This window comes from Micromonospora sp. NPDC005206, from assembly GCF_040608175.1.
In the GTDB taxonomy this organism is placed as follows: Bacteria; Actinomycetota; Actinomycetes; order Mycobacteriales; family Micromonosporaceae; genus Micromonospora.
In genome coordinates, this window is the sequence record NZ_JBEXHU010000004.1 from 282,674 (window position 1) to 303,187 (window position 20,514).

Annotated in this window: 18 protein-coding genes and 1 riboswitch; of the genes, 10 read left to right on the forward strand and 8 right to left on the reverse strand. The window is 74.2% G+C overall.

Annotated features, from left to right (window positions below; translation table 11 throughout):
- Positions 1 to 7: 7 nt before the first annotated feature.
- The gene (locus ABZU69_RS07455; RefSeq protein WP_354963550.1) at positions 8 to 2,488 is read right to left on the reverse strand and encodes a S8 family serine peptidase; all 2,481 of its coding nucleotides are present in this window, start codon (positions 2,486 to 2,488) and stop codon (positions 8 to 10) included.
- A gap of 79 nt (positions 2,489 to 2,567) precedes the next feature.
- Between ABZU69_RS07455 and ABZU69_RS07460 the strand changes: the two genes are divergently transcribed.
- Positions 2,568 to 4,385 (forward strand): glycerol-3-phosphate dehydrogenase/oxidase, encoded by a 1,818-nt coding sequence (locus ABZU69_RS07460; RefSeq protein WP_354963666.1) that lies wholly within the window; start codon positions 2,568 to 2,570, stop codon positions 4,383 to 4,385.
- A gap of 88 nt (positions 4,386 to 4,473) precedes the next feature.
- Positions 4,474 to 5,010, forward strand: a complete 537-nt coding sequence (locus ABZU69_RS07465) for a hypothetical protein (protein ID WP_354963551.1) — start codon at positions 4,474 to 4,476, stop codon at positions 5,008 to 5,010.
- A gap of 21 nt (positions 5,011 to 5,031) precedes the next feature.
- On the opposite strand, the gene ABZU69_RS07470 is transcribed toward ABZU69_RS07465, so the two are convergent.
- A complete protein-coding gene (locus ABZU69_RS07470; protein ID WP_354963552.1) occupies positions 5,032 to 6,432 on the reverse strand; it encodes an FAD-linked oxidase C-terminal domain-containing protein in 1,401 nt (466 codons plus the stop codon).
- A 68-nt stretch (positions 6,433 to 6,500) separates the two neighbouring features.
- Here ABZU69_RS07470 and ABZU69_RS07475 point away from each other — a divergent pair, with 68 nt between their 5' ends.
- Positions 6,501 to 6,785 carry a DUF4031 domain-containing protein gene (locus ABZU69_RS07475; protein ID WP_354963553.1) on the forward strand — a complete coding sequence of 95 codons (285 nt, stop codon included), beginning with the start codon at positions 6,501 to 6,503 and terminating at the stop codon, positions 6,783 to 6,785.
- Here ABZU69_RS07475 and ABZU69_RS07480 read toward each other — a convergent pair.
- Positions 6,757 to 7,413 carry a metal-dependent phosphohydrolase gene (locus ABZU69_RS07480; protein ID WP_354963554.1) on the reverse strand — a complete coding sequence of 219 codons (657 nt, stop codon included), beginning with the start codon at positions 7,411 to 7,413 and terminating at the stop codon, positions 6,757 to 6,759. The genes ABZU69_RS07475 and ABZU69_RS07480 overlap by 29 nt on opposite strands.
- Positions 7,414 to 7,552: 139 nt before the next feature.
- Here ABZU69_RS07480 and ABZU69_RS07485 point away from each other — a divergent pair, with 139 nt between their 5' ends.
- Positions 7,553 to 8,755 carry an FUSC family protein gene (locus ABZU69_RS07485; RefSeq protein ID WP_354963667.1) on the forward strand — a complete coding sequence of 401 codons (1,203 nt, stop codon included), beginning with the start codon at positions 7,553 to 7,555 and terminating at the stop codon, positions 8,753 to 8,755.
- Positions 8,756 to 8,799: 44 nt separating this feature from the next.
- Here ABZU69_RS07485 and ABZU69_RS07490 read toward each other — a convergent pair whose 3' ends face one another.
- Positions 8,800 to 10,050, reverse strand: coding sequence for an aminotransferase class V-fold PLP-dependent enzyme (locus ABZU69_RS07490; RefSeq protein ID WP_354963668.1), 1,251 nt, complete (start codon positions 10,048 to 10,050; stop codon positions 8,800 to 8,802).
- A gap of 70 nt (positions 10,051 to 10,120) precedes the next feature.
- Positions 10,121 to 10,241, reverse strand: a riboswitch (SAM riboswitch).
- Between the two features lie 23 nt (positions 10,242 to 10,264).
- Here ABZU69_RS07490 and ABZU69_RS07495 point away from each other — a divergent pair.
- Entirely contained in the window at positions 10,265 to 11,743 is a 1,479-nt protein-coding gene (locus ABZU69_RS07495) for a PrsW family intramembrane metalloprotease (RefSeq protein WP_354963555.1), read from the forward strand.
- Positions 11,744 to 11,758: 15 nt separating this feature from the next.
- Here ABZU69_RS07495 and ABZU69_RS07500 read toward each other — a convergent pair whose 3' ends face one another.
- Entirely contained in the window at positions 11,759 to 11,926 is a 168-nt protein-coding gene (locus tag ABZU69_RS07500) for a hypothetical protein (protein WP_354963556.1), read from the reverse strand.
- An 80-nt stretch (positions 11,927 to 12,006) separates the two neighbouring features.
- Positions 12,007 to 12,345, reverse strand: coding sequence for a co-chaperone GroES (locus ABZU69_RS07505; RefSeq protein WP_089018760.1), 339 nt, complete (start codon positions 12,343 to 12,345; stop codon positions 12,007 to 12,009).
- A gap of 159 nt (positions 12,346 to 12,504) precedes the next feature.
- On the opposite strand from ABZU69_RS07505, the gene ABZU69_RS07510 reads away from it, so the two are divergent.
- The gene (locus ABZU69_RS07510) at positions 12,505 to 13,800 is read left to right on the forward strand and encodes an AI-2E family transporter (protein ID WP_354963557.1); all 1,296 of its coding nucleotides are present in this window, start codon (positions 12,505 to 12,507) and stop codon (positions 13,798 to 13,800) included.
- A gap of 14 nt (positions 13,801 to 13,814) precedes the next feature.
- Here ABZU69_RS07510 and ABZU69_RS07515 read toward each other — a convergent pair whose 3' ends face one another.
- Positions 13,815 to 16,022 carry an ATP-dependent DNA helicase gene (locus tag ABZU69_RS07515; RefSeq protein WP_354963558.1) on the reverse strand — a complete coding sequence of 736 codons (2,208 nt, stop codon included), beginning with the start codon at positions 16,020 to 16,022 and terminating at the stop codon, positions 13,815 to 13,817.
- Positions 16,023 to 16,124: 102 nt separating this feature from the next.
- Here ABZU69_RS07515 and ABZU69_RS07520 point away from each other — a divergent pair, with 102 nt between their 5' ends.
- Positions 16,125 to 16,631 carry a DUF402 domain-containing protein gene (locus ABZU69_RS07520; protein WP_354963559.1) on the forward strand — a complete coding sequence of 169 codons (507 nt, stop codon included), beginning with the start codon at positions 16,125 to 16,127 and terminating at the stop codon, positions 16,629 to 16,631.
- 27 nt (positions 16,632 to 16,658) lie between these two features.
- Here ABZU69_RS07520 and sigJ read toward each other — a convergent pair whose 3' ends face one another.
- Positions 16,659 to 17,624 (reverse strand): RNA polymerase sigma factor SigJ, encoded by a 966-nt coding sequence (gene sigJ, locus ABZU69_RS07525; RefSeq protein WP_354963560.1) that lies wholly within the window; start codon positions 17,622 to 17,624, stop codon positions 16,659 to 16,661.
- Positions 17,625 to 17,770: 146 nt separating this feature from the next.
- Between sigJ and ABZU69_RS07530 the strand changes: the two genes are divergently transcribed.
- The 3 genes from ABZU69_RS07530 to ABZU69_RS07540 all read left to right on the forward strand — a co-directional run bounded on the left by ABZU69_RS07530 (position 17,771) and on the right by ABZU69_RS07540 (position 20,478).
- A complete protein-coding gene (locus tag ABZU69_RS07530) occupies positions 17,771 to 18,712 on the forward strand; it encodes a PPK2 family polyphosphate kinase (protein WP_354963561.1) in 942 nt (313 codons plus the stop codon).
- A 127-nt stretch (positions 18,713 to 18,839) separates the two neighbouring features.
- Entirely contained in the window at positions 18,840 to 19,466 is a 627-nt protein-coding gene (locus tag ABZU69_RS07535) for a DUF47 family protein (RefSeq protein WP_074314917.1), read from the forward strand.
- A gap of 4 nt (positions 19,467 to 19,470) precedes the next feature.
- Positions 19,471 to 20,478: an inorganic phosphate transporter gene (locus ABZU69_RS07540; protein WP_354963562.1), complete on the forward strand. Its 1,008-nt coding sequence runs from the start codon at positions 19,471 to 19,473 to the stop codon at positions 20,476 to 20,478.
- Positions 20,479 to 20,514: the final 36 nt, after the last annotated feature.

Here is a 20,514-nt window from a genome sequence, read left to right on the forward strand (position 1 = left end):
CCCGTCCTCAACGCTGGGCGGCTTGGACGGCGGCGTACGCGTCGACCTGCCCGGCCCCCGTGACGTTCGCCGGTCCGCCGCAGGCGTCGGCCGGGTTGCGGGAGCGGTAGGTCGGCACGGCCGGCGTCGCGGTGTCCCGCAGGATCTGCCGGGTTCGGGCCAGGTCGCCGACCAGCTCCGGGTTGGCCGACCACATCAGCGCGACCACCCCGGCCACCTGCGGGGTCGCCATCGAGGTGCCGTCCAGTTTGGCGTACCCGCCACCCGGCATGGCCGACACCACGCCCACGCCGGGCGCCAGCACGTCCGGCTTGCCCGGACCGCCCGGCACCGGCCCACGCGAGGAGAACTCGGCCACCCGCCGCTGTGCGTCCACCGCGCCCACGGTCAGCACGTCCGGATACGGCGCAGGCGGGTCGTCGATCGACGCGCACCACGGCCCGGTGTTGCCGGCGGCGGCGACCACGAAGATCCCCGCGGCGTCCAGCGCGGCGGTGGCCGGCCGCAGCACGTTCCGGTCGCAGCCCTCGATGGGCGGGCAGCCCCACGAGTTGGTCAGCACCTGCGGGGCGCGCTCCGGCCGGCCGTCGGTGAACGGGTCGCCGCCGGCGGGGAAGGGCGCCAGCATGAACTGGAGGCAGTCCAGGTAGTGCCCGGGGCTGCCCAGGTTGCGGTCCAGGTTGACGCAGCCCACCCACTGCGCGTCCGGCGCCACCCCGATGCCGTCCCGCCCGACCGCGCTGCCCACCGTGTGCGTGCCGTGCCCGCCCTGGTCGGTCGGGGTGCGGGTGCCGTCCCACGGGTCGTACCAGGAGTCGTCCCCGCCGCGGAACCCCGCCCGCAGCGCCGGGTGGGCGCCGTCCACGCCCGAGTCCGAGCTGCCCACCACCATGCCCGCGCCGGTCACGCCGAGCTGCGACCAGACCCGGTCGGCGCCGAGTTGGCGGATGTTCCACTCCGGGCCGGTGGGCGCGGCCGCGGTGCCCCGGTTCTGCCCGGCCGGGGCCGGCAGGGGCCGCAGTCGCTGGCTGACCAGCACCCGGGCCACCTCCGGACGGCGTGCGAGCCAGGCCCGCACCGCCGGACCGCCGTCCACCTCGACCGCGTTCACCAGGTAGTACGGCACCGGATCGAGCCGCAGCCGGCTCAGCTCCCGGCGCAGGTCGGTCTGGCTACGGTCGGCGGTCGTCACGAGCCGCCGGTAGACCTCCGCCGCGCGGGCGTCCCGTCCGGCCCGGCCCGGAGCGCCCGCTGGCAGGCCGGTCAGGTCGGCCTGCTCGCGCAGCACCACGAGCAACCGCTCGCCGTGCAGGCCGGGCTGACCGGGCCCGAGGTCGACCACGCCCACCGCGACCAGCAGCACCGCCGCGGTGAGCGCGGCGACCCGGCGACTCGGGGTGCGGGCCGCGCGCCGGGCCAGCAGCACCGCGTACCCGATGGCGACCAGGGCCGCGACGGCCAGGCCGGCGCCGGCGGTGGCCGCCACCCAGAACGGCACATCGCGGGTGCCGACCAGCAGCAGGGTGATCTCTTCCGGGTCGGTGAAGGCCAGCGGGCCGAGCGTGGCCAGACCCACCAGCCAGCCGGTCGCGGCCCGACCGGCGCGTACGGCGTCCATCGCTTGGTCGGGCGCGTGCGTCGCGCCGTCGGCGGCCGAACGCCAGGCCGCGGCCCACAGGGCGGCCAGCGCGAAACCCACCGGCGGCAGGGTCAGCAGCGCGGGTAGCTGTGCACCGGACTGGCCGGCGCCGGCGGCGAGCAGCAGCAGCGCCACCCCGGCCACCAGGCCGCCGACCAGCACCAACCGCGCCGGCCGGGGCGGCTGGCCGACCGCGAACCGGGACCAGAAGGGAGCGTCCAGCAGCGTCGCGGCGAGCACCCCGAGCGTGGCGGCAGCCAGCACGGCGAGCGCGGTCTCCAGCAGCCCGCCGAGCGCGCCCAGCCAGGCCCAGGGCAGCAGCAGCGCGAGCCCGGCGGCGACCGCGAGCAGGGGCACCGGGCGGGTCGTCGCGCGGGTCCCCGACCGGGCCGGCCCGGCGGAGGCCGACCGACGTGCCGACCAGCGCAGGACGAGCGCGGTGAGCGCCGCCGTGCCGGCGAGGGCGGCCAGGTACGCCTCGTGGTGCACCGGCGGTACGACCCGCGGCAGCGTGAGCACCCCGAGCGCGAGCGCCGCAGCCAGCCACGCCCGCCCGGTGGCCCGGACCGCGGCCGACCGGGGCAGCAGGGCCAGCAGCAGCGCCGGCGTGCCCACCAGCACGACGGTGGCCAGGCCCAGCACCGGCCAGAGCCAGCCCACCCGGTCCCGCCCGAAGCCCAGCAGCACCTGGTCGGTGAGCCAGCCACCCGCCTGGGTGGCCACGGTCACCGCCACCGTCCAGCCGCCGGCCAGCACGGCCGCTACCACCGGCCACGGGTTGGGCCGGCGTGGTGGCGACGGCTGGTGGGGCGGTGGTTGACCAGCGGGTGACGAAGAGCCGACCTGCATGACTCGCACAGTACGGGGCGGGCGGCGCATGCCGACACGCTGGCGCGGCGGTTACGGTGGACAGGTGCGTGACCCCAACATCTCCCGCTCCGTCGCCGGGCAGCTCTCGCCGGTGCGCCGGGCCGCCGACCTGCGCCGACTCCGCGCGGAGCGCTTCGACGTGCTGGTCATCGGGGGTGGGGTGACCGGTGCCGGCGCCGCCCTGGATGCGGCGTCCCGGGGCCTGAAGGTGGCCCTGGTCGAGGCGCGCGACCTCGCCGCGGGCACCTCCAGCCGGTCCAGCAAGCTCATCCACGGCGGCCTGCGCTATCTGGAGCAGTTGGAGTTCCACCTGGTCCACGAGGCGCTCACCGAGCGGGGCCTGCTGGCCACCCGGCTCGCGCCGCACCTGGTCCGCCCGGTGCCGTTCCTGGTGCCGCTGCCGGCCGGTAACGGCCTGCGGGGTCTGCCCGCCCGCATCTTCCGCCGCTCGTACTACGGCGCCGGCGTGGCCACCTACGACGCCTTCGCCGGAGTCTTCGGCGGTGGCCGGGGTATGCCGCTGCACCGGCACCTGACCCGGGAGGGGGCCCGGCGGATCTTCCCGAGCCTGCGGGCCGACGCGCTGGCCGGGGCGATCCGCTACTACGACGGGCAGGTCGACGACGCCCGGCTCGTGGTCACCCTGGCCCGCACCGCGGCCAGCCTCGGCGCCACGGTGGTGAGCAGCACCCGTGCGGTCGGGCTGATCCGGCAGGCGCGCGAGGTGACCGGCGTCCGGGTCCGCGACCTGGAGGCGCCGGCCGGCTCCCCGGACGCCGAGTTCGAGGTGCAGGCCCGGACCGTCATCGCCGCCACCGGCGTGTGGAGCGACGACATGTCCCGGATGCTCAACGACGTGGGCCTGCGGCCCGGCATCCGGGTGCGCGCCTCCAAGGGGGTGCACCTGGTGGTGCCCCGCTCGGCGATCACCGGCGAGACCGGGCTCATCCTGCGCACGGCGAGTTCGGTGCTCTTCGTCATCCCGTGGGGCGGGCACTGGATCATCGGCACGACGGACACCGACTGGCGGCTGGACCGGTCCCACCCGGCGGCGTCGGCCCGCGACATCGACTACCTGTTGGAGCAGGTCAACGTCGTGCTGGACCGGCCACTGACCACGGCCGACATCGAGGGCGTCTACGCCGGGCTGCGGCCGCTGCTGGCCGGTGAGGCCGACTCCACCTCGAAGCTCTCCCGGGAGCACGCGGTCTTCGAGCCGATGCTCGGGCTGCTGCTGGTGGCCGGCGGCAAGTACACGACGTACCGGGTCATGGCCTCCGATGTGGTGGACCGGGCCGCCCGCCGGCTGGGCGGCACCCGCCCGTCGCGCACCGCCGACCTGCCGCTGCTCGGCGCGGACGGTTACCCGGCCATGTGGCGGGATCGGGCCGACCTGGCCCGGCGGCACGGTGTGCCGGTGGGTGTGGTGGAGCACCTGCTGGAGCGGTACGGCACTCTCACCCTGGATCTGCTCGCGCTGATCGACGCGGATCCACTGCTCGCCTCCCCGCTGGCCGGCGCGCCGGAGTACCTGGCCGCGGAGGTCGCCTACGCGGCGCGGGCCGAGGGCGCGCTGCACCTGGAGGACGTGCTGACCCGGCGGACGCGGATCTCCTTCGAGACCAGCCACCGGGGGCTGGAGTCGGCGGAGCACACCGCCGAGCTGATGGGCGCGGTGCTCGGGTGGGACGCCGCCACCCGGGCCTGCGAGGTCGAGCACTACCGCGCCCGGGTGGAGGCGGAACGGCAGTCTCAGCAGATGCCGGACGACGCCGCGGCGGACGCGGTCCGGCTGGGCGCCCCGGATGTACGGGGTTACGCGGCGGACCGGGGTGGCGACGACGATCAGGCCGAGTTGCGTCCGTCCGCTCGGTGACGAAAAATAACGTTACCGAAGGGTAACCATCGATACCGGCCCGGATGGTGGTTTCGGCTGCTATCTAGGGTGGGGTAGGTTTCCGCGCGTGCTTTCCCGCGCGCGCTCCCGCCTGCTCATTCCTCTCCTCGCCACGGCGCTCGCCGGTGCGCTCGCCGGGTGTTCTCTGTTCGACCGCGACACCGGCGGCACACCGACTGCGCAACCGCCGGTCGGCACGGCGGCCGGCGGGCCGGTGCCGGAGATCCCGACGACGGTCGCCGCGGGTCAGGTCAGCCTTTTGCAGCGGCTCGGTGCGGACGGCCCGATACGCACGCTGAGCGTCGAGCGGGACGGCACGTGGCAGTGCCTCGACTGCGCCGGTGACGGCGTCACCTCCCGGGGCCGGCTCGCCCCGGAGCAGACCGAACGGCTCCAGGTGCTGCTGGCCGACCCGAAGCTGGCGAACGAGACCGATCAGGTCCGGCAGTACCGGGTCACCTGCATTGACGCGCTGACCTCCAGCCTGCTCACCTCCGCCGGGCTGATCACCTCGCAGGACTGCCCGGGCGAGGAACGCCCGCCGGTCGCCGGGGAGATCCTGCTGCTGCTCACCCAGGCGACCCCGGCCGAGGTCAAGGGCTGACCCCGGCCGAGGTCAGGTCAGTCAGAGCACCTTGCCGGGGTTGAGCAGACCGGCCGGATCCAGCGCCGACTTGATCGCCTGGTGCACCCGGACCCCGACCGGGCCGATCTCCTGGGCCAGCCAGTCCCGCTTGAGCAGCCCCACCCCGTGCTCACCGGTGCAGGTGCCACCCAGGGCCAGGCCGAGCCGCATGATCTCGTCGAACGCCCGCCGACCCCGCTCCACGCTCGCCGGGTCGGCGCGGTCCACCACGATGTTCGGGTGCATGTTGCCGTCCCCGGCGTGGCCCACCACGCCGATCGGCACCTCGCACTCCGCCGCGATCCGGGCCACCCCGTCCAGCAGCGCGGCGAGCGAACCGCGCGGCACCGCCACGTCGTCGATCACCAGACCGCCGTTGCCACCCGGGTACGCGTCGGCGGCGAACTTCTCCATCGCCGGGTGGGCGAGCCGCCGGGCCTGCAGCAGCGCCGCCGCCTCCACCGCGTCGGTGGCCGCGTAGACCTCGTCGGCCCCGGCCGCCTCGCACACCTCGGCCAGGCCGGCCAGGTCGTCGGCGGCCCGGCTGCCGGTGTCCGCGGCGGCCAGCAGCAGGGCCTGCGCGTCCGTCCGCAGCCCCATCGGCTGGTACGCCTCGATGGCCCGCAGGTGGGTCTGGTCGAGCAGTTCCAGCAGGCTGGGAGTGAGCCCCCGGGCGGCGATCGCGGCCACCGCCGCGCCGGCCGCCGCGGTGGACGGGAAGACCGCCACCAGGGTCAGCGAGTCGGCCGGTGCGGGCCTGAGCGCCACGGTCACCTCGGTGATCACCCCGAGGGTACCTTCCGAACCGACGAAGAGCCGGGTCAGGTCGTAGCCGGCCACTCCCTTGGCGGTACGCCGGCCGGTGCGCAGCACCTCGCCGGAGGCGAGCACCACCTCCAGGCCGAGCACGTACTCGGTGGTCACGCCGTACTTGACGCAGCACATGCCGCCGGCGTTGGTGGCCACGTTGCCGCCGATGGTGGACGACTCCCAGGAACCGGGGTCCGGCGGGTACCAGAGCCCCTGCTTGCCGACCGCCGCGGCCAATGTCGCGTTGACCACCCCGGGCTGGACCACCGCGATCCGGCTCACCGGGTCGATCTCCCGGATCTCGTCCATCGCGACCGTGCTCAGCACCACCGCGCCGTCCACCGCGTTCGCCGCGCCGGCCAGCCCGGTCCGCGCGCCCTGCGGCACCACCGGTACGCCGTGCCGCGCCGCCGCCCGCATCACCGCGACCACCTGCTCGGTGTCGCGGGGGCGGGTCACCACGAGCGGGGTGCCGGCGGCGCAGAGGTCGGCCTCGTCCCGCTCGTGCATGCGCAGCAGGTCCGGGTCGGTGAGCACGACGCTCTCGCCCAGCGCGGCGCGCAGCTCGTCGATGAGTGCAGTGGGGGCCATGCAGCTGAGGCTAGGTCGCCCGCCGCCGATCATCAACATGATCGTCTGCGCGGGCTAGCTTGGGCACCATGCTCTACCTGGACCGGCCTGCCTGGCCGTGGCGCGGTCGGCTCTGGTCACATCTGATCAGCGACCTCTCGTACGCCGAGTTGCACGCCTTCGCCGAGGCGCTGGGCGCGCCCCGACGCGGTTTCGACCGCGACCACTACGACATCCCGGCCGACCGGTTCGCGGCGGCGGTGTGGCTCGGGGCCCGGGTGGTGTCGAGCCGGGAGCTGGTGCGGCTGCTCCGCGACGCCGGCCTGCGTCGCCCGAAGCACCTGGTCAACCCGCGCCCTCCGGCGGCCCGATGAGCGTGGCCAGCTCGCGGCGCAGGTTTGCCCGGGCCGGCTGCTCCCACCGGCTCGACAGCGGCGGCAGCCGGAACAGCGCGGGCAGCGCCAGCAGCCCGCTGAGCACCCCGGCCCGTCCGGCCCGGAAAGCCGGCTCCGGCACGTGTGCGTACTCCTGCCGGACGGCGGCGGCGTAGCGGTCGTACGCGGCCGGCGGCGCGGCCAGCACGGCGAGGTCCGCGTCGCAGAGCAGGGCGCCGTCCCGGTCACCTGGCGCCACCGCGTGCCCGGCGGTGAGCAGCACCAGCCGGCGCACCTGGGCCACCGCGGGCGCCGGCACGCCGAGCGCGCTGAGCACGCTCCCGGCCAGCGTGGCGCTGTCCCGTTCATTGGCGTCGCCGGCGGCCCGCGGGTCGTAGACCGCGTCGTGGCACCAGGCAGCCAGCCGGACCAGGTCGGCCCGGTCGGCCAGCCCGGCGTGCCGGTCCACCACGTCGAGCACGGCGGTCAGGTGGCCCACCGTGTGGTAGTGCCGGTGCGGCTCCCGCCAGCGGGCGAGCAGCTGCTCCCCGGCCCGCGTCGAGCCCGCGCCGGGTTTCGCTCCGGCGCCCCGGGCCGCCGCCCGCCACCGGTCCAGCAGATCGGCCACCGCCCGAGTCTGCCGCATCCTCCCGCCACGTGCGGAGCGGGAGGATTCAGTAGGCCTGCCTCGGGTAGTCGCGCCCATGGCCGTGGCCCGGGACAAACGACCTCCGTTGGTGCGGCGCACCCCGCTGCGTGAAGGGCTGGTGGACGTCGACGGCGCGCGGATCGCCGAGGCCACCGAGGAGCTGCGGCACCGTGGCCGGGCCACCCTGCACGACCGGCTGCACCGGGTGCGGATGGCCGGCGGGCTGGCCGTGCAGGCCGGGCTCGCCGCCGGGCTGGCGTACTTCATCTCGCACCGGGTGCTCGGCAACCCGCAGCCGGTCTTCGCGCCGATCTCCGCGGTCGGCACCCTGGCCGCGTCGGTCGGGCAGCGGTTTCGCCGGACCGTGGAGCTGATCGTCGGGGTGGGGATCGGGGTGGCCATCGGCGACTTCCTCATCTACCTGCTCGGCACCGGGGCGTGGCAGCTCGGCCTGGTGGTCACGGTGGCGATCCTGCTCACCATCTTCGCCGGGGCCAGCGTGGCCATCGTCATCCAGGCGGCCGCCACGGCGGTGCTGATCGTCACGCTGAGCCCGTCGACCCAGAACCTGGAGATTCCGCGCTTCGTCGACGCGTTCCTCGGCGGTGGGGTCGCGCTGCTGGTGACGGCGGTGCTGCTGCCGCTGAACCCGCTCCGGGTGATCAACCGCGCCGCCCGGCCGGCGCTGGACCTGCTCGCCGCCCAGCTCGACGCCACCGCCGACGGGCTGCGCAACCAGGACCGCGCCACGGTCCAGCAGGCCCTGGAGCGGTTGCGGAACAACAAGGAGGAGCTGGCCACGTTGGCCGAGGCGATCGAGGGGGCGAAGGAGACCGCCACCCTGTCCCCGGCCCGCTGGCACCGGCGCGACGAGCTGACCCACTACGCGGAGGCGGCGGATCCGATCGACCGGGCGATGCGAAACACCGGCACGTTGATCCGCCGGTCCGTCACGCTGATCGAGGACGAGGAACCGGTGCCGGATCCGATGCCCGACGCGATGAACCACCTCGCCGAGTCGGTCCGGTTGCTCAAGCACGAGTTCGCCGTGGGCGAGGAGCCACAGAAGGCCCGGGAGAGGTCACTGCGGGCGGTCAGCGAGGCCGGTCGGGCGTACGGCGCCGGGGTCGGCTTCTCGGGCAGCGTGGTGATCGCCCAGATCCGCACCACGGCGAGTGACCTGCTGGTGGCCTCCGGAATCGAGCAGGAGGAGGCGAACCGGTGCATCCGCACCGCCTTCGGGGAGCAGGAGCGGCCGATCGGTGAACCGGCCGAGCCGGGCGAGAAGCCGAAACCGCCCACCGCCCCACCGGTCGGCTGACCGCACCACCGGCCGGCCCGGCTCACGCCACCGGCCGGCCCGGCTCAGCCCAGCGTGGCGAGGGCGGCGAGCAGCCGGTCCACCTGGGCGGGCGTGCTGCCCAGGCCGATGCTGGCGCGCAGCGCGGTGGGCGGCAGATCCCGCCGGCCGGTGCGCCCCGCCGCCTCGGTGAGCAGCCGCCGCGCCAGCGGGTGGGCGCAGAACAGCCCGTCCCGTACGCCGATCCGGTGGTCCGCGGCCAGCCGCGCGGCCACCTCGGCCGAGTCCCACCCGGCGACCACGAACGAGACGATGCCGACGCGGGGCGCGTCCGGGCCGAAGGTGCGCAGCTCCACCACGTGCGGCAGGGCGGCGATGCCGGTCCGCAGCCGGGTCAGCAACGCCTGCTCGCTGGCGGCCAGCATCGCCTGGTCCGCCCCGGCCAGCGCCGCGCACACCGCGGCCAGCGCCACCGCACCGAGCAGGTTCGGCGTGCCGCCCTCGTGCCGGGCCGGGCCGGTCGCCCAGGTCACGTCGTGCGTGGCCGGCCCGACGTGGCTGGTGGCGCCGCCGCCGGCCAGGTACGGCGGAGCGGCGTCCAGCCAGTCCGCCCGGCCGACCAGCACGCCCGCGCCGAACGGCGCGTACAGCTTGTGGCCGGAGACGGCCAGGTAGTCCACGTCGAGCGCGAGAAGGTCGACCGGTGCGTGCGGGGCGAGCTGTGCGGCGTCGAGGACGATCCGTGCCCCATGCCGGTGGGCGACCCGGGCGAGCTCGGCGACCGGCCAGCGCTCGCCGGTCACGTTGCTCGCCCCGGTCACCGCGACCAGCACCGGCAGCGCCGGGTTGCTGTCCCGGCGCAGCTCGGCGAGGGCGGCGGCGAGGGCGCGTACCGCCTCGGCGGGCTCGGTGGGCACCGGCAGCCGTACCGAGCCACGCGGCCAGGGCAGCAGGTTGGCGTGGTGCTCTCCGGCGAAGGTGACCACCGTCGTGCCGGCGGGCACCGCCCGCGCCAGCAGGTTCAGCGCATCCGTGGTGTTGCGGGTGAAGATCACGTGGTCGTCGGCGCGGGCGCCGAAGAAGTCGCCCACCGTCTGCCGGGCCCGCTCGTAGGCCAGCGTGCAGCGCCGGGACAGCGCTCCCGCGCCCCGGTGCACGCTCGCGTACCAGGGCAGCAGCTCGGACACCGCGTCGGCGGCGGCCCGCGCACACGGCGCGGTGGCCGCGTAGTCGAGGTTGATCTCGCCCGGTACGCCGAGCACGTCGAGCGGCCGCGACGGGGCCGGCGCGGGCGTGCTGCCGGACCGGGTGGGCAGCGAGGGTACGAGGGTGACGGACACGCCGGAACCTCCGGGGTCAGGGACCCCGGGTGCGATGTCGGGACGGGGTCCGCGCTTGCCCAGCACACCGATCGGGCTGGGCCCGGTCATCACCCGGGGCACCCCACCGCGAACTCGACGAGGGTTGCCGGCCAGCAAGCCGGGGCTTGACGCTGGCGCTCGTGACCTGCCGGCAGCATAGCGGCTGCCGATGGGCCCGGACCAGCCGGCGGCGGATGGCTACGCTGACCGCATGGCCGACACCCCGCCCGGTGCACCCCTGCCGTCGCCGCCCGCGCCCGCAGCCCCGTCCGCCGGCGCGGCGCCCCGGATGCCGCTGCGCCGACTGGGGTGGCGGCGGTTCCTGGTGCTGGCGGGGGTGGTGCTGTTCATCGCGGGGTGCGCGGTGTTCATGGTCTTCACGCTCGGCCAGTCGCTCGGCGTACGGGCGCTGCTGATCGGGGTGGTCGCCGCCATCCTGCCGGTGCCGGTGCTGGTCGCCTGCTTCCTCTGGCTCGACCGATACGAGCCGGAGCCGCTGAAGTACCTGATCTTCTGTTTCGCCTGGGGGGCGTTCGTCTCCACCGCCGCATCGCTCACCGTGAATGAGTTCGCCGCCGCGCGGTTCGCCGACTGGGGGCTGCCGTCCGCGCTCACCGGTGTGCTGGTGGCGCCGTTCATCGAGGAGCTGACCAAGGCCCTCGGCCCGATCCTGCTGCTGGTGTTCCGTCGCCGGGAGTGGTCCGGGATCACCGACGGCCTGGTCTACTGCGGGCTCTCCGCGGTCGGCTTCGCCATGGTGGAGAACATCCTCTACCTGGGCGGGTACGGCTATGCGGCCGGCGCCGACCGGTACGGCCCGGCGACCGGCACTCAACAGGTCATCGCCATCTTCATCGTCCGGATCCTGCTGTTCGGGTTCGCCCATCCGCTGTTCACCTCGATGACCGGTGTGGGGCTCGGTGTCGCGGCCCGTACCGCCGACCGGCGCGTGCGGGTGCTCGCCCCGGTCGCGGGTCTGCTGCTGGCGATGATGCTGCACGGCACCTGGAACCTGCTGCCGACGCTCACCCAGGCCACCGGGGAGGCGGTGATCATGCTGTACGGCTTCCTGGGCCTGATGGTGCCGATCTTCTTCGGCATGGTGGGGCTGGCGGTGTGGCTGCGCGCGTGGGAGGGACGGCTCACCGAGCGCACGTTGCCGGATTACGTGCGCGCCGGCTGGCTGAGCCCACCCGAGGTGGCCGCGCTGAGCAGCCTCGGTCGCCGGCACGCGGCCCGCAGTTGGGCGCGTCGGGTGGCGGGGGACGCCGGGGTGCGGGCGATGCGTGGGTACCAGTTCGCCGCCACCCGGCTGGCCCTGCTGCGCGACGGGTCGCTGCGCGGCCTGGATCGCAAGCCCGCTGACCGGGAACGGACGGCCACCGAGGAGCGGGAGCTGCTGGAGGCGATCAGCGCGTACCGGTCGTTCTTCGTGGGGCGGGACCCGCAGGCCCCGGCCGGAGTCTGGGACGGCAGTCGCTACCACCTGCGCTTCCCGGACGGCTCGCAGCGTCCGGTGGCCGCGCCGGAGGAGCCGGTGGTGCCGATCCCGGTGGTGCTGGCCGCGCCGCCGCCTCCGCTGGGGTATGCCCCGCCCGGCTGGTACGGCCCCCCACCGGCGGGGTCCTGGCCGTCCGGTCACCAGTGACGGCTGGCGGCCGGCTCAGGTCATCATGGTGGTGAGGAAGTCGCCGAGCCCCTGGGCCATCGCCACCAGCGCGGCCCCGATCGCCTTGAACATCTGCGCCGCGCCGTCCGGCCGGAACGCCATGAAGTAGATCAGGAACGCGACGCTGCCCCAGGCCAGCAGCTTCTTCACGAATACCGGCATCGTCCCTCCCCAGGGCCACGGTCGCCGGATGGCTTCCCGTAGCGGGGCCCGGCAAACGGCGTGGTGGCCGGGGAGGCGCGTCAGAGGTAGAGGCCGGTGGAGTCGTTCTCGATCCGTTCGGCGGCCACGGCGTGTACGTCCCGCTCCCGCAGCAGCACGTACCCGCGGCCGTGCAGCTCGACCTCGGAGCGGTCGTCCGGGTCGAAGAGCACCCGGTCGCCGGAGACGATGGCGCGGACGTTCGGCCCCACCCCGACGGCGGTGGCCCAGGCGAGGCGCTTGCCGACCGCGGCGGTCGCCGGGATGACGATGCCGGCGGTGGAGCGGCGCTCGCCCTCGCTGCCTTCCATCCGCACCAGCACGCGGTCGTGCAGGAGGCGGATCGGCAGGCCGGCGTCGAGATCCTGGTCGGCGGTCACGCCGCAGACGCTACCGTGTCGCCGACGGCCGGCCCGACGGTGGTTACGCCCGAGGCGACCGGGGCAATGTGTGGCGGAACTACCCTATGGTGTCGGGAGCGGACGTAAGCTGTCCGGCCTGTCGTTGTGGGCCGACCGGTTCTCTGCCAGGAGGTGCGCTTGAGCCGCTTCGAGCGGGTACGCGGGCGGCTCCGCCGCGCCTACCAGTCGGGACGGGAGTCGGTTCGCGCCGATCGGAGCGCGTCGAGCGACCGCGCGGAGCCTCGGGTGGCGGCGCCCGCCGTGCCCGGGCCGGCCGCGCCGCCGTCGGCCACGGTCGTCGGCGCGGAACCCCCGACGGACGTGCACAGCTCGACCGCCAGCCGCGACGACGCGGACGTCCCGCACGGGCTGCGGATCGCCGCCGCCTGGTGCTGGCGGCTGATCGTGATCGGGCTGGTGGCCTGGGCGCTGCTCCGGATCGTCGGCACCATCAAGATAGTGATCATCCCGCTGGCCATCGCCCTGCTGCTCTCGGCGTTGCTCGCACCGGCGGTGGGCTGGCTGCTGCGGGCGCGGCTGCCCCGGTCGCTGGCGACGGCGGTGGTGCTGGTCGGCGGCCTGGCGGGAGTGATCGGCACGCTGACCCTGGTGGTCAACGAGTTCATCAAGGGGGCGCCGGAGCTGAGCGAGAAGTCCTCGCAGGGCGTCCGGCAGATCCAGAACTGGCTGAAGACAGGTCCGCTGCACCTCTCCGACACCCAGCTCAACCGCTACATCGACGAGGCGCAGGATTGGATCAACTCCAACACCTCGGATCTCACCAGCGGGGCGCTGAGCACCGCGGCGACGCTGGCCGAGGTGCTGACCGGCACGCTGCTGGTGCTCTTCGCGACGTTCTTCTTCCTGCGCGACGGCAACCGGATCTGGCGCTTCCTGGTCCGGCTGCTGCCGGTGGCCGCCCGCTGGAAGGTCGATGACGCCGGCCGCGCCTCCTGGCACACGCTCGGCGCCTACGTCCGGGCGACCGTGCTGGTGGCCTTCATCGACGCGGTGGGCATCGGCATCTTCCTGGTCATCTTCGACGTCCCGTTCGCCTTCCCGCTGGCCGCGCTGGTCTTCCTCGGCGCGTTCATCCCGATCGTCGGCGCGGCGCTCTCCGGTGGCGTGGCGGTGCTGGTGGCGCTCGTCGACAGCGGCCCGGTCACCGCGTTGATCATCCTGGGCGCGGTGATCGGCGTGCAGCAGGTGGAGGGGCACGTGCTCCAGCCGCTGATCATGGGCCGGGCGGTGGCCATCCACCCGCTCGCGGTGATCATCGGTATCGCCGCCGGGGTGGTGCTCGCCGGGATCACCGGTGCGCTGGTGTCCGTGCCGCTGATCGCGGTGCTGAACACCGCGGTCCGCCGGCTGGCCGCCCGGACGGTCCCGGACACCCCGCCCGACGCCGTCGTCGTCGCCGCGCAGGCTCCCTGACGCGGCGCGGGCGGTCAGGAGCCGGCGAGGCGTTGCAGCGCGCCGCGGGCCACCTCAGGACGGGTCGTGTACCAGAACGGCGGCAGCGAGCGACGCAGGAACGGCCCGTAGCCGCGGGCGGTCTCCAGCCGGGAGTCGAGCACCGCGACCACCCCCCGGTCACCGGTCGCCCGGATCAATCGACCCACGCCCTGCGCCAGCCGGACCGCCGCGATCGGCACGCTGACCGCCGCGAAGCCCGAGCCGCCGCCCGCGTCCACGGCTGCCGCGCGCGCCGCCGCCAGCGGCTCGTCCGGCCTTGGAAAGGGCAGCCGGTCGATGACCACGAGCTGACAGGCGTCGCCCGGCACGTCCACCCCCTGCCAGAGCGACATCACCCCGAACAGGCAGCTGGAACGCTCCTCGCGGAACCGGCGGACCAGCAGCGGCAGCGCCTCCTCGCCCTGCAGCAGCACCGGCAGGTCGGTCCGCGCGCGCAGCAGCTCCGCCGCCTGCTGCGCGGCCCGCCGGGAGGAGAAGAGACCGAGAGTACGACCACCGAGCGCCTCGACCAGCGCGAGCAGCTCCTCCCCGGCTGCCTCGGGAAGCCCGGAGACGCTGGGCCGGGGCAGGTGCGAAGCGACGTACAGGATGCCCTGCCGGGCGTAGTCGAACGGCGACCCCACATCCAGCGACCGCCAGCCCGGACCCTCCGTCGCCGGCACGACGGCGGCGGGTGCGGCGTCTCCGGCCAGCCGGCGGCCGGGCGTCTCGGCCGCCGGACGGCCCGGGCCGGTGCGGGCGGCCAGCGCGGCGGCGGCCGGGGACGGCGGTGCGGGCGGCGGCGCGTCCAGCCCGAGAGCGCGGGCCACCGTGTCGAACCGGCCGCCCAGCGCCAGGGTGGCGGAGGTGGCGACCACGGTGCGCTCGTCGTACAGGTGGGTGGCCAGGGTGCCGGCCACCGACAGCGGCGCGACCACCAGCGCCCGCCGGCTGCCGCTGTCGTTCTTCTCCACCCAGGCCACGTCGTGATCGGCCTCCTCCAGCAGCCGCTGCGCGGTCGTGGAGAGCTCGTCCAGCACCGCCTTGGCCTGCTGCTTGCGAACCGGGTCGGGATCGTCGGACTTGACGTCGCCGATCGCGTCCAGCGCGGCGCGGGTGGCCGCGTCGAGCAGCGTGCACGCCTCCCGCAGCGGCGTCGGCAGCCCGGCGGTGAGGCGCCCGGCGGGCGCCTCGGCCAGCCCGACCGCGAGGGCGTCACCGGCCGCGGTGAGCGCCTCGGCGGTCTCCGGCCGCAGCAGCGGGCGGGCCCGCCGGGTGGACCGGTCGATCAACTCCGGCACAAGCTCCGCCTGGGCCGCGGAGGAGACCCGGTCGGCCAGCTCGTGTGCCTCGTCCACGATCAGCAGCTTGTGCGGCGGCACGATGTGCCGGTCGGCCAGCATGTCGACGGCGAGCAGGCTGTGGTTGGTCACCACGATGTCGGCCTCGCGGGCCCGGGCCCGGGACGCCTCGGCGAAGCACTCCGCCCCGAACGGGCACCGGGTCGCCCCGACGCACTCCCGGGCCGGCATCGACACCAACCGCCAGGCCTGGTCGTCGACGCCCGGGTCCAGTTCGTCCCGGTCGCCGGTGGCGGTCTTCTCGGCCCAGTCGCGCAGCCGCTCGATCTGCTTGCCCATCCGGCCCGCCTCGCCGAGCCACTTCGTGCCGCCGCCGCCCGGGCGGGTGGCCGGGGCGTCGAAGAGAGTGTCCTCCGGCTCCTCGGCGGTGGAGTTGTCCAGCCGGGCCAGGCAGAGGTAGTGGTGGCGGCCCTTGAGCACCGCGAAGGTGGGCCGGCGGCCGAGGAGCGGCTCGACCGCGTCGGCCATCCGGGGCAGGTCGTGGTCGACCAGCTGGGACTGCAACGCCAGGGTGGCGGTGGAGACCACCACCGGGCCGTCCACGGTGAGCGCCGGCGCGAGGTAGGCCAGCGACTTGCCGGTGCCGGTGCCCGCCTGGACGAGCAGGTGCTCGCCGCTGGTCACGCACTCCTCGATCGCGGTGGTCATCTCCTGCTGGCCGGGGCGTGCCGCGCCGCCGGGCACCGCGCCGACCGCCGCCGCGAGCAGCTCCGCCCCGCTGGGTCGGGTGCCCCGTCGCCGGCTCCCGGCACGGGCCGAGGGGGCGGCGGAACCGGTGGCGGTGCGGGGCGGAGTCACCGTGCGACGGTACCCGTCGCGGCCGACACGGGCTGAGCCCATCCGTCCGCGTGGCGCGGCGCCGATCGATCCGTCGGCTCGTCCGGCAGCGTCCGGTTACGGCCGCGCTACGACCCGTGGGCAGTATCGGTTAGGGTGCGAATCATGCCGAGCGACGTGGTCCGAGTGATCTACCGCAAGTACGACGGCAGCGCCCACCGTGACTACCCGGCCCGCCGGCTCGCCGAGGACGACCTCGGCATCTGGCTCGGCGTGCCGGCCGGCACCGAGTCGGTCTACCACGGCCGCCCGTCGGTGGAGAAGATCCCGTTCGTCCTGCTGGTGCCGCACCACGCGTGGTGGACGGGGATGTTCAACCCGCCACCGCGGACCAGCGAGGTCTACTGCGACATCGCCACCCCTGCCCACTGGGAGTCCGACGACGTCGTCCACCTGATCGACCTGGACCTGGACGTGGTCCGCCGCCGCGCCACCGGTCTGGTGGAGCTGCTCGACGAGGACGAGTTCGCTGAGCACCGGGCCCTTTACGGCTACCCGGAGGACGTGGTGGTCGAGGCCGAGGCGGCGGCCCGCTGGCTGTTCGGCGCGCTCGGCGACGGCAGCGAGCCGTTCGCCACCTCGTACCGCAAGTGGCTGGCCCTGGTGGTCTGAGCCCGCGCGGGCGCTCGACCGGCCGGCTCACCAACGCGGCGGCCACCGGTCGTCGTCGCCCAACGGTGGCAGGTCGGTCAGCTTCTCCGGGTTGAGCTGGTTGAACACGCCGGTGATCCGGCCCTCGTGCACGGCGAGGGCGGTGACCATGCGGAGCGGCCGGCCGTCGCTGTACACCGTCTCCCACTGGAGGCCGAGCACGCCGTCCACCAGCACCGGCCGGGCCAGCACCTGTTGGGTGTACCGCCCGGCCCGGCCGAACAGGCCGAGCGTGAAGCGACCCACCGCCTCGGCGCCGACCACCGGCCGACGGGCCGCCGGGAAGTGCCCACCGGAGTCGCCGACGAAGACGACGTCCGGCGCGAGGAGGCGGAGCAGCGGGTCCAGCTCGCCGGACTCGGTGGCGGCGACGAACGCTTTGAGCACCCGCCGCTGCTCGGCCGGGTCGGCGGTGTGCCGGGGCACGTCCGGTGCGGTGACCGCCCGGCGGGCGCGGGAGGCGAGCTGCCGGGCGGCCACCTCGGTGGTGCCGAGCACGTCGGCGACCCCGGCGAACGGCACCGCGAACACGTCGTGCAGCACGAGGGCGACCCGCTGCTCCGGCGCGAGCCGTTCCAGCACCACCAGCAGCGCCGTACCGACCTGGTCGGTGCGTACCGCCCGCTCCGCGGGGTCGGGGGCGTAGCCGTCGGTCGGCGCCGCGGCGCCCACCTGGCTCACCACCGGCTCCGGCAGCCACTGCCCGGGGTACGCCTCCCGCCGGACCCGGGCCGAGCGGAGCACGTCCAGGCAGATCCGGGCGCAGGTGGTGGTCAGCCACGCGGACAGCTCGCGGATCTCGGCGCGGGCCGCCGGGTCGGCGAGCGCCCCCGCGTAGCGCAGCCACGTCTCCTGCACCGCGTCCTCGGCCTCGCTGCGGCTGCCCAACATCCGGTGGGCCACCGCGAGCAGCCGGCCACGCTCGGCCTCGAACTCCGTCGCCAGGTCCCGCACGACCCACCACCCTCCCCGTTCGGCGCGCCTTCCCGGCGTACATCCTCCCGCCAACAGGACGCGCCGGAGGCCCCGAATGTGACAGCCCAGCGGGGTGGGGCGGCGCTCGGCGGGCGGTTGGTCGGCGGGTGGGCGATGATCCGAGTATGAGCGCACCCCAGGAAGCGCAGATCGTGGCGCCCGCCGGCGGCCAGGTGCGGGAGTTGCTGCGGGTCGCCGCACCGGTGGATCTCGCGGAGATCGACCCCCGGTCCACGCCCGGACTGCCGGGGGCGGAGGTGACCGGAGAGCACCGCAAGGCCTGGGCCCGCGCGCAGGTGGAGCTGGTCGGCGGTGAGCTGGGCCAGCAGCAGGAGATGCTCTTCGCGATGGCCAAGGCCGACCCGGACCGGCCGACGCGCCGGGTGCTGCTGGTGCTCCAGGCGATGGACTGCGGCGGCAAGGACGGCACGATCAAGCGGGTGGCCGGCGCGATGAACCCGCTGGGCCTGCACATCCGCTCGTTCGGGCCGCCCACCGCGCAGGAGCTGCGGCACGACTTCCTGTGGCGCATCCGCCGGGAACTGCCGCCGCCGGGGTACGTCGGGATGTTCAACCGGTCGCACTACGAGGACGTGCTGATCGCCCGGGTCGGCTCGCTGGTGCCGGAGGCCACCTGGCGGGCCCGCTACGACGAGATCAACTCCTTCGAGCGGGACCTGGTCGAGGACGGCGTGACCCTGGTCAAGGTGCTGCTGCACATCTCGTACGCCGAGCAGGGCGAGCGGCTGCTGGAGCGGCTCACCGACCCCCGCAAGCACTGGAAGTACAACCCCTCGGACGTCGACTCCCGGGCCCGTTGGAACGACTACCAGGCCGCGTACGCCGAGGCCCTGAGCCGGTGCGGCACGGACGCCGCGCCGTGGTTCGTGGTGCCGGCGGACCGCAAGTGGTACCGGGACTGGGCGGTGGCCCACCTGCTGAGGGAGACGTTCGACACCCTCGATCTGGGGTATCCGCCTGCCGATTTCGACGTCGCCCGCGAGCGCGAACGGTTGCGTGCTGGGGGAGTGGTGGCGGATGGGACGGCCGAGATGAACAGCAGGTGAACGACCGGTGAATGAGGCCTGACCAGGGGTGGGCCGACGAATTCGCGGTTCTGGCGTTTCCTAGCATTCACCGAGCGGGCGCCCGCGCGTACCGCACCCCTTCCACCGACGCGACGAGGTCTGTGCTGTGAAGTTTTCCTTCCGCCCCACCGAGGGCGCCTTCTACGAGCTCTTCACCAGGGCCGCGCAGAACCTGGTCCGGGGCACCGAGCTGCTGAACGAGCTGGCCCTGCCCGGCGTCGACGTGCAGTCGGTCAGCGAGCGGCTGACCGAGGTCGAGCACGACAGCGACCAGATCACCCACGAGCTGTACAAGAAGATCAACTCAACCTTCATCACGCCGTTCGACCGGGAGGACATCTACCGGCTCGGCTCGCTGCTCGACGACGTGATGGACCACTTGGAGGCGGTCGGCGACCTGCTCTACCTGTACGGGCTGACCGAGCTTCCGGCGCTGCCGCGCGAGCTGCACGAGATGGTGAACGTGCTCGACCAGCAGGCCAAGTTGACCGCCGAGGCGATGCCCCGGCTGAAGTCGATGAAGGACCTTGAGGACTACTGGATCGAGTGCAACCGGCTGGAGAACGAGGGCGACCGGATCAACCGGCAGTTGCTCGTCCGCCTCTTCTCCGGCGAGTACGACGCGTTGACGGTGCTGAAGATGAAGGAGGTGGCCGACGAGCTGGAGGCCGCCTGCGACGCCTTCGAGCACGTGGCCAACACCGTCGAGACCATCGCGGTCAAGGAGTCCTGAGCCAGTGACTCCCGAACTCATCGCCGTGCTGGCGGTGATCGCGGTCGCCCTGGCGTTCGACTACACCAACGGCTTCCACGACGCCGCGAACGCGATCGCGACCAGCGTCTCGACCCGGGCGCTGACACCCAGGATCGCCCTGTTGCTCGCCGCCGTCGGCAACTTCGTCGGGGCCCACTTCGGCGCCGGGGTCGCCAAGACCGTCGGTGACGGCCTGGTCACCCTGCCAACCGGGGTGGCCAGCCTCGGGGTGGTCTTCGCCGGGGTTCTCGGCGCCATCGCCTGGAACCTGATCACCTGGTACTTCGGCCTGCCCTCGTCGTCCTCGCACGCGCTCTTCGGCGGCCTGGTCGGCGCGACCCTGCTGTCCACCGGCGGCGTCGTGCAGTGGGTCACCATCGGCGAGAAGATCCTCCTGCCGATGGTGCTGTCGCCGATCGTCGGCCTCACCCTCGGCTACCTGCTGATGCTGGCCATCCTCTGGCTGTTCCGGAAGGGGCAGCCGGGCAAGCTCAACCGGGGCTTCCGCTGGGCGCAGACGGCCTCGGCGGCGGCCATGTCGGTTGGCCACGGTATGCAGGACGCCGCGAAGACCATGGGCATCGTGGTGCTGGCGCTCTACACCGGCGGCTTCCAGGACGACAAGACGCACATCCCCGGCTGGGTGTTCTGGACCTCGGCGACAATGCTGGCCCTGGGCACGTACGCCGGCGGCTGGCGGATCATCCGCACGCTCGGACGCAAGATCATCGACCTCGGTCCGCCGGAGGGCTTCGCCGCCGAGACGGTGGCCAGCGCGGTGCTCTACTTCAACGCACTGGTGCTGAAGGCGCCGATCTCCACCACCCACACGATCACCTCGGCGATCATGGGTGTGGGCGCGACCAAGCGACTCTCCGCGGTCCGCTGGAACGTCGCCGGCAACATCGTGATCGCCTGGATCATCACGTTCCCGGCCGCCGCGCTCATCGCCTGCGTGTCGTACCTGCTGGTCCGCCCGCTCTTCGGCTGATCAAGTAAAGGAAGGGCCCCTTCTCAACGAAGGGGC

Coding starts and splice junctions, on each gene's coding strand:
- ABZU69_RS07455 (WP_354963550.1), bottom strand. CDS start 2,488: ATGCAGGTCGGCTCTTCGTCACCCGCTGGTCAACCACCGCCCCACCAG.
- ABZU69_RS07470 (WP_354963552.1), bottom strand. CDS start 6,432: ATGGCCCCCACTGCACTCATCGACGAGCTGCGCGCCGCGCTGGGCGAG.
- ABZU69_RS07475 (WP_354963553.1), top strand. CDS start 6,501: ATGCTCTACCTGGACCGGCCTGCCTGGCCGTGGCGCGGTCGGCTCTGG.
- ABZU69_RS07495 (WP_354963555.1), top strand. CDS start 10,265: ATGGGCCCGGACCAGCCGGCGGCGGATGGCTACGCTGACCGCATGGCC.
- ABZU69_RS07500 (WP_354963556.1), bottom strand. CDS start 11,926: ATGCCGGTATTCGTGAAGAAGCTGCTGGCCTGGGGCAGCGTCGCGTTC.
- ABZU69_RS07515 (WP_354963558.1), bottom strand. CDS start 16,022: ATGGGCTCAGCCCGTGTCGGCCGCGACGGGTACCGTCGCACGGTGACT.
- ABZU69_RS07520 (WP_354963559.1), top strand. CDS start 16,125: ATGCCGAGCGACGTGGTCCGAGTGATCTACCGCAAGTACGACGGCAGC.
- ABZU69_RS07530 (WP_354963561.1), top strand. CDS start 17,771: ATGAGCGCACCCCAGGAAGCGCAGATCGTGGCGCCCGCCGGCGGCCAG.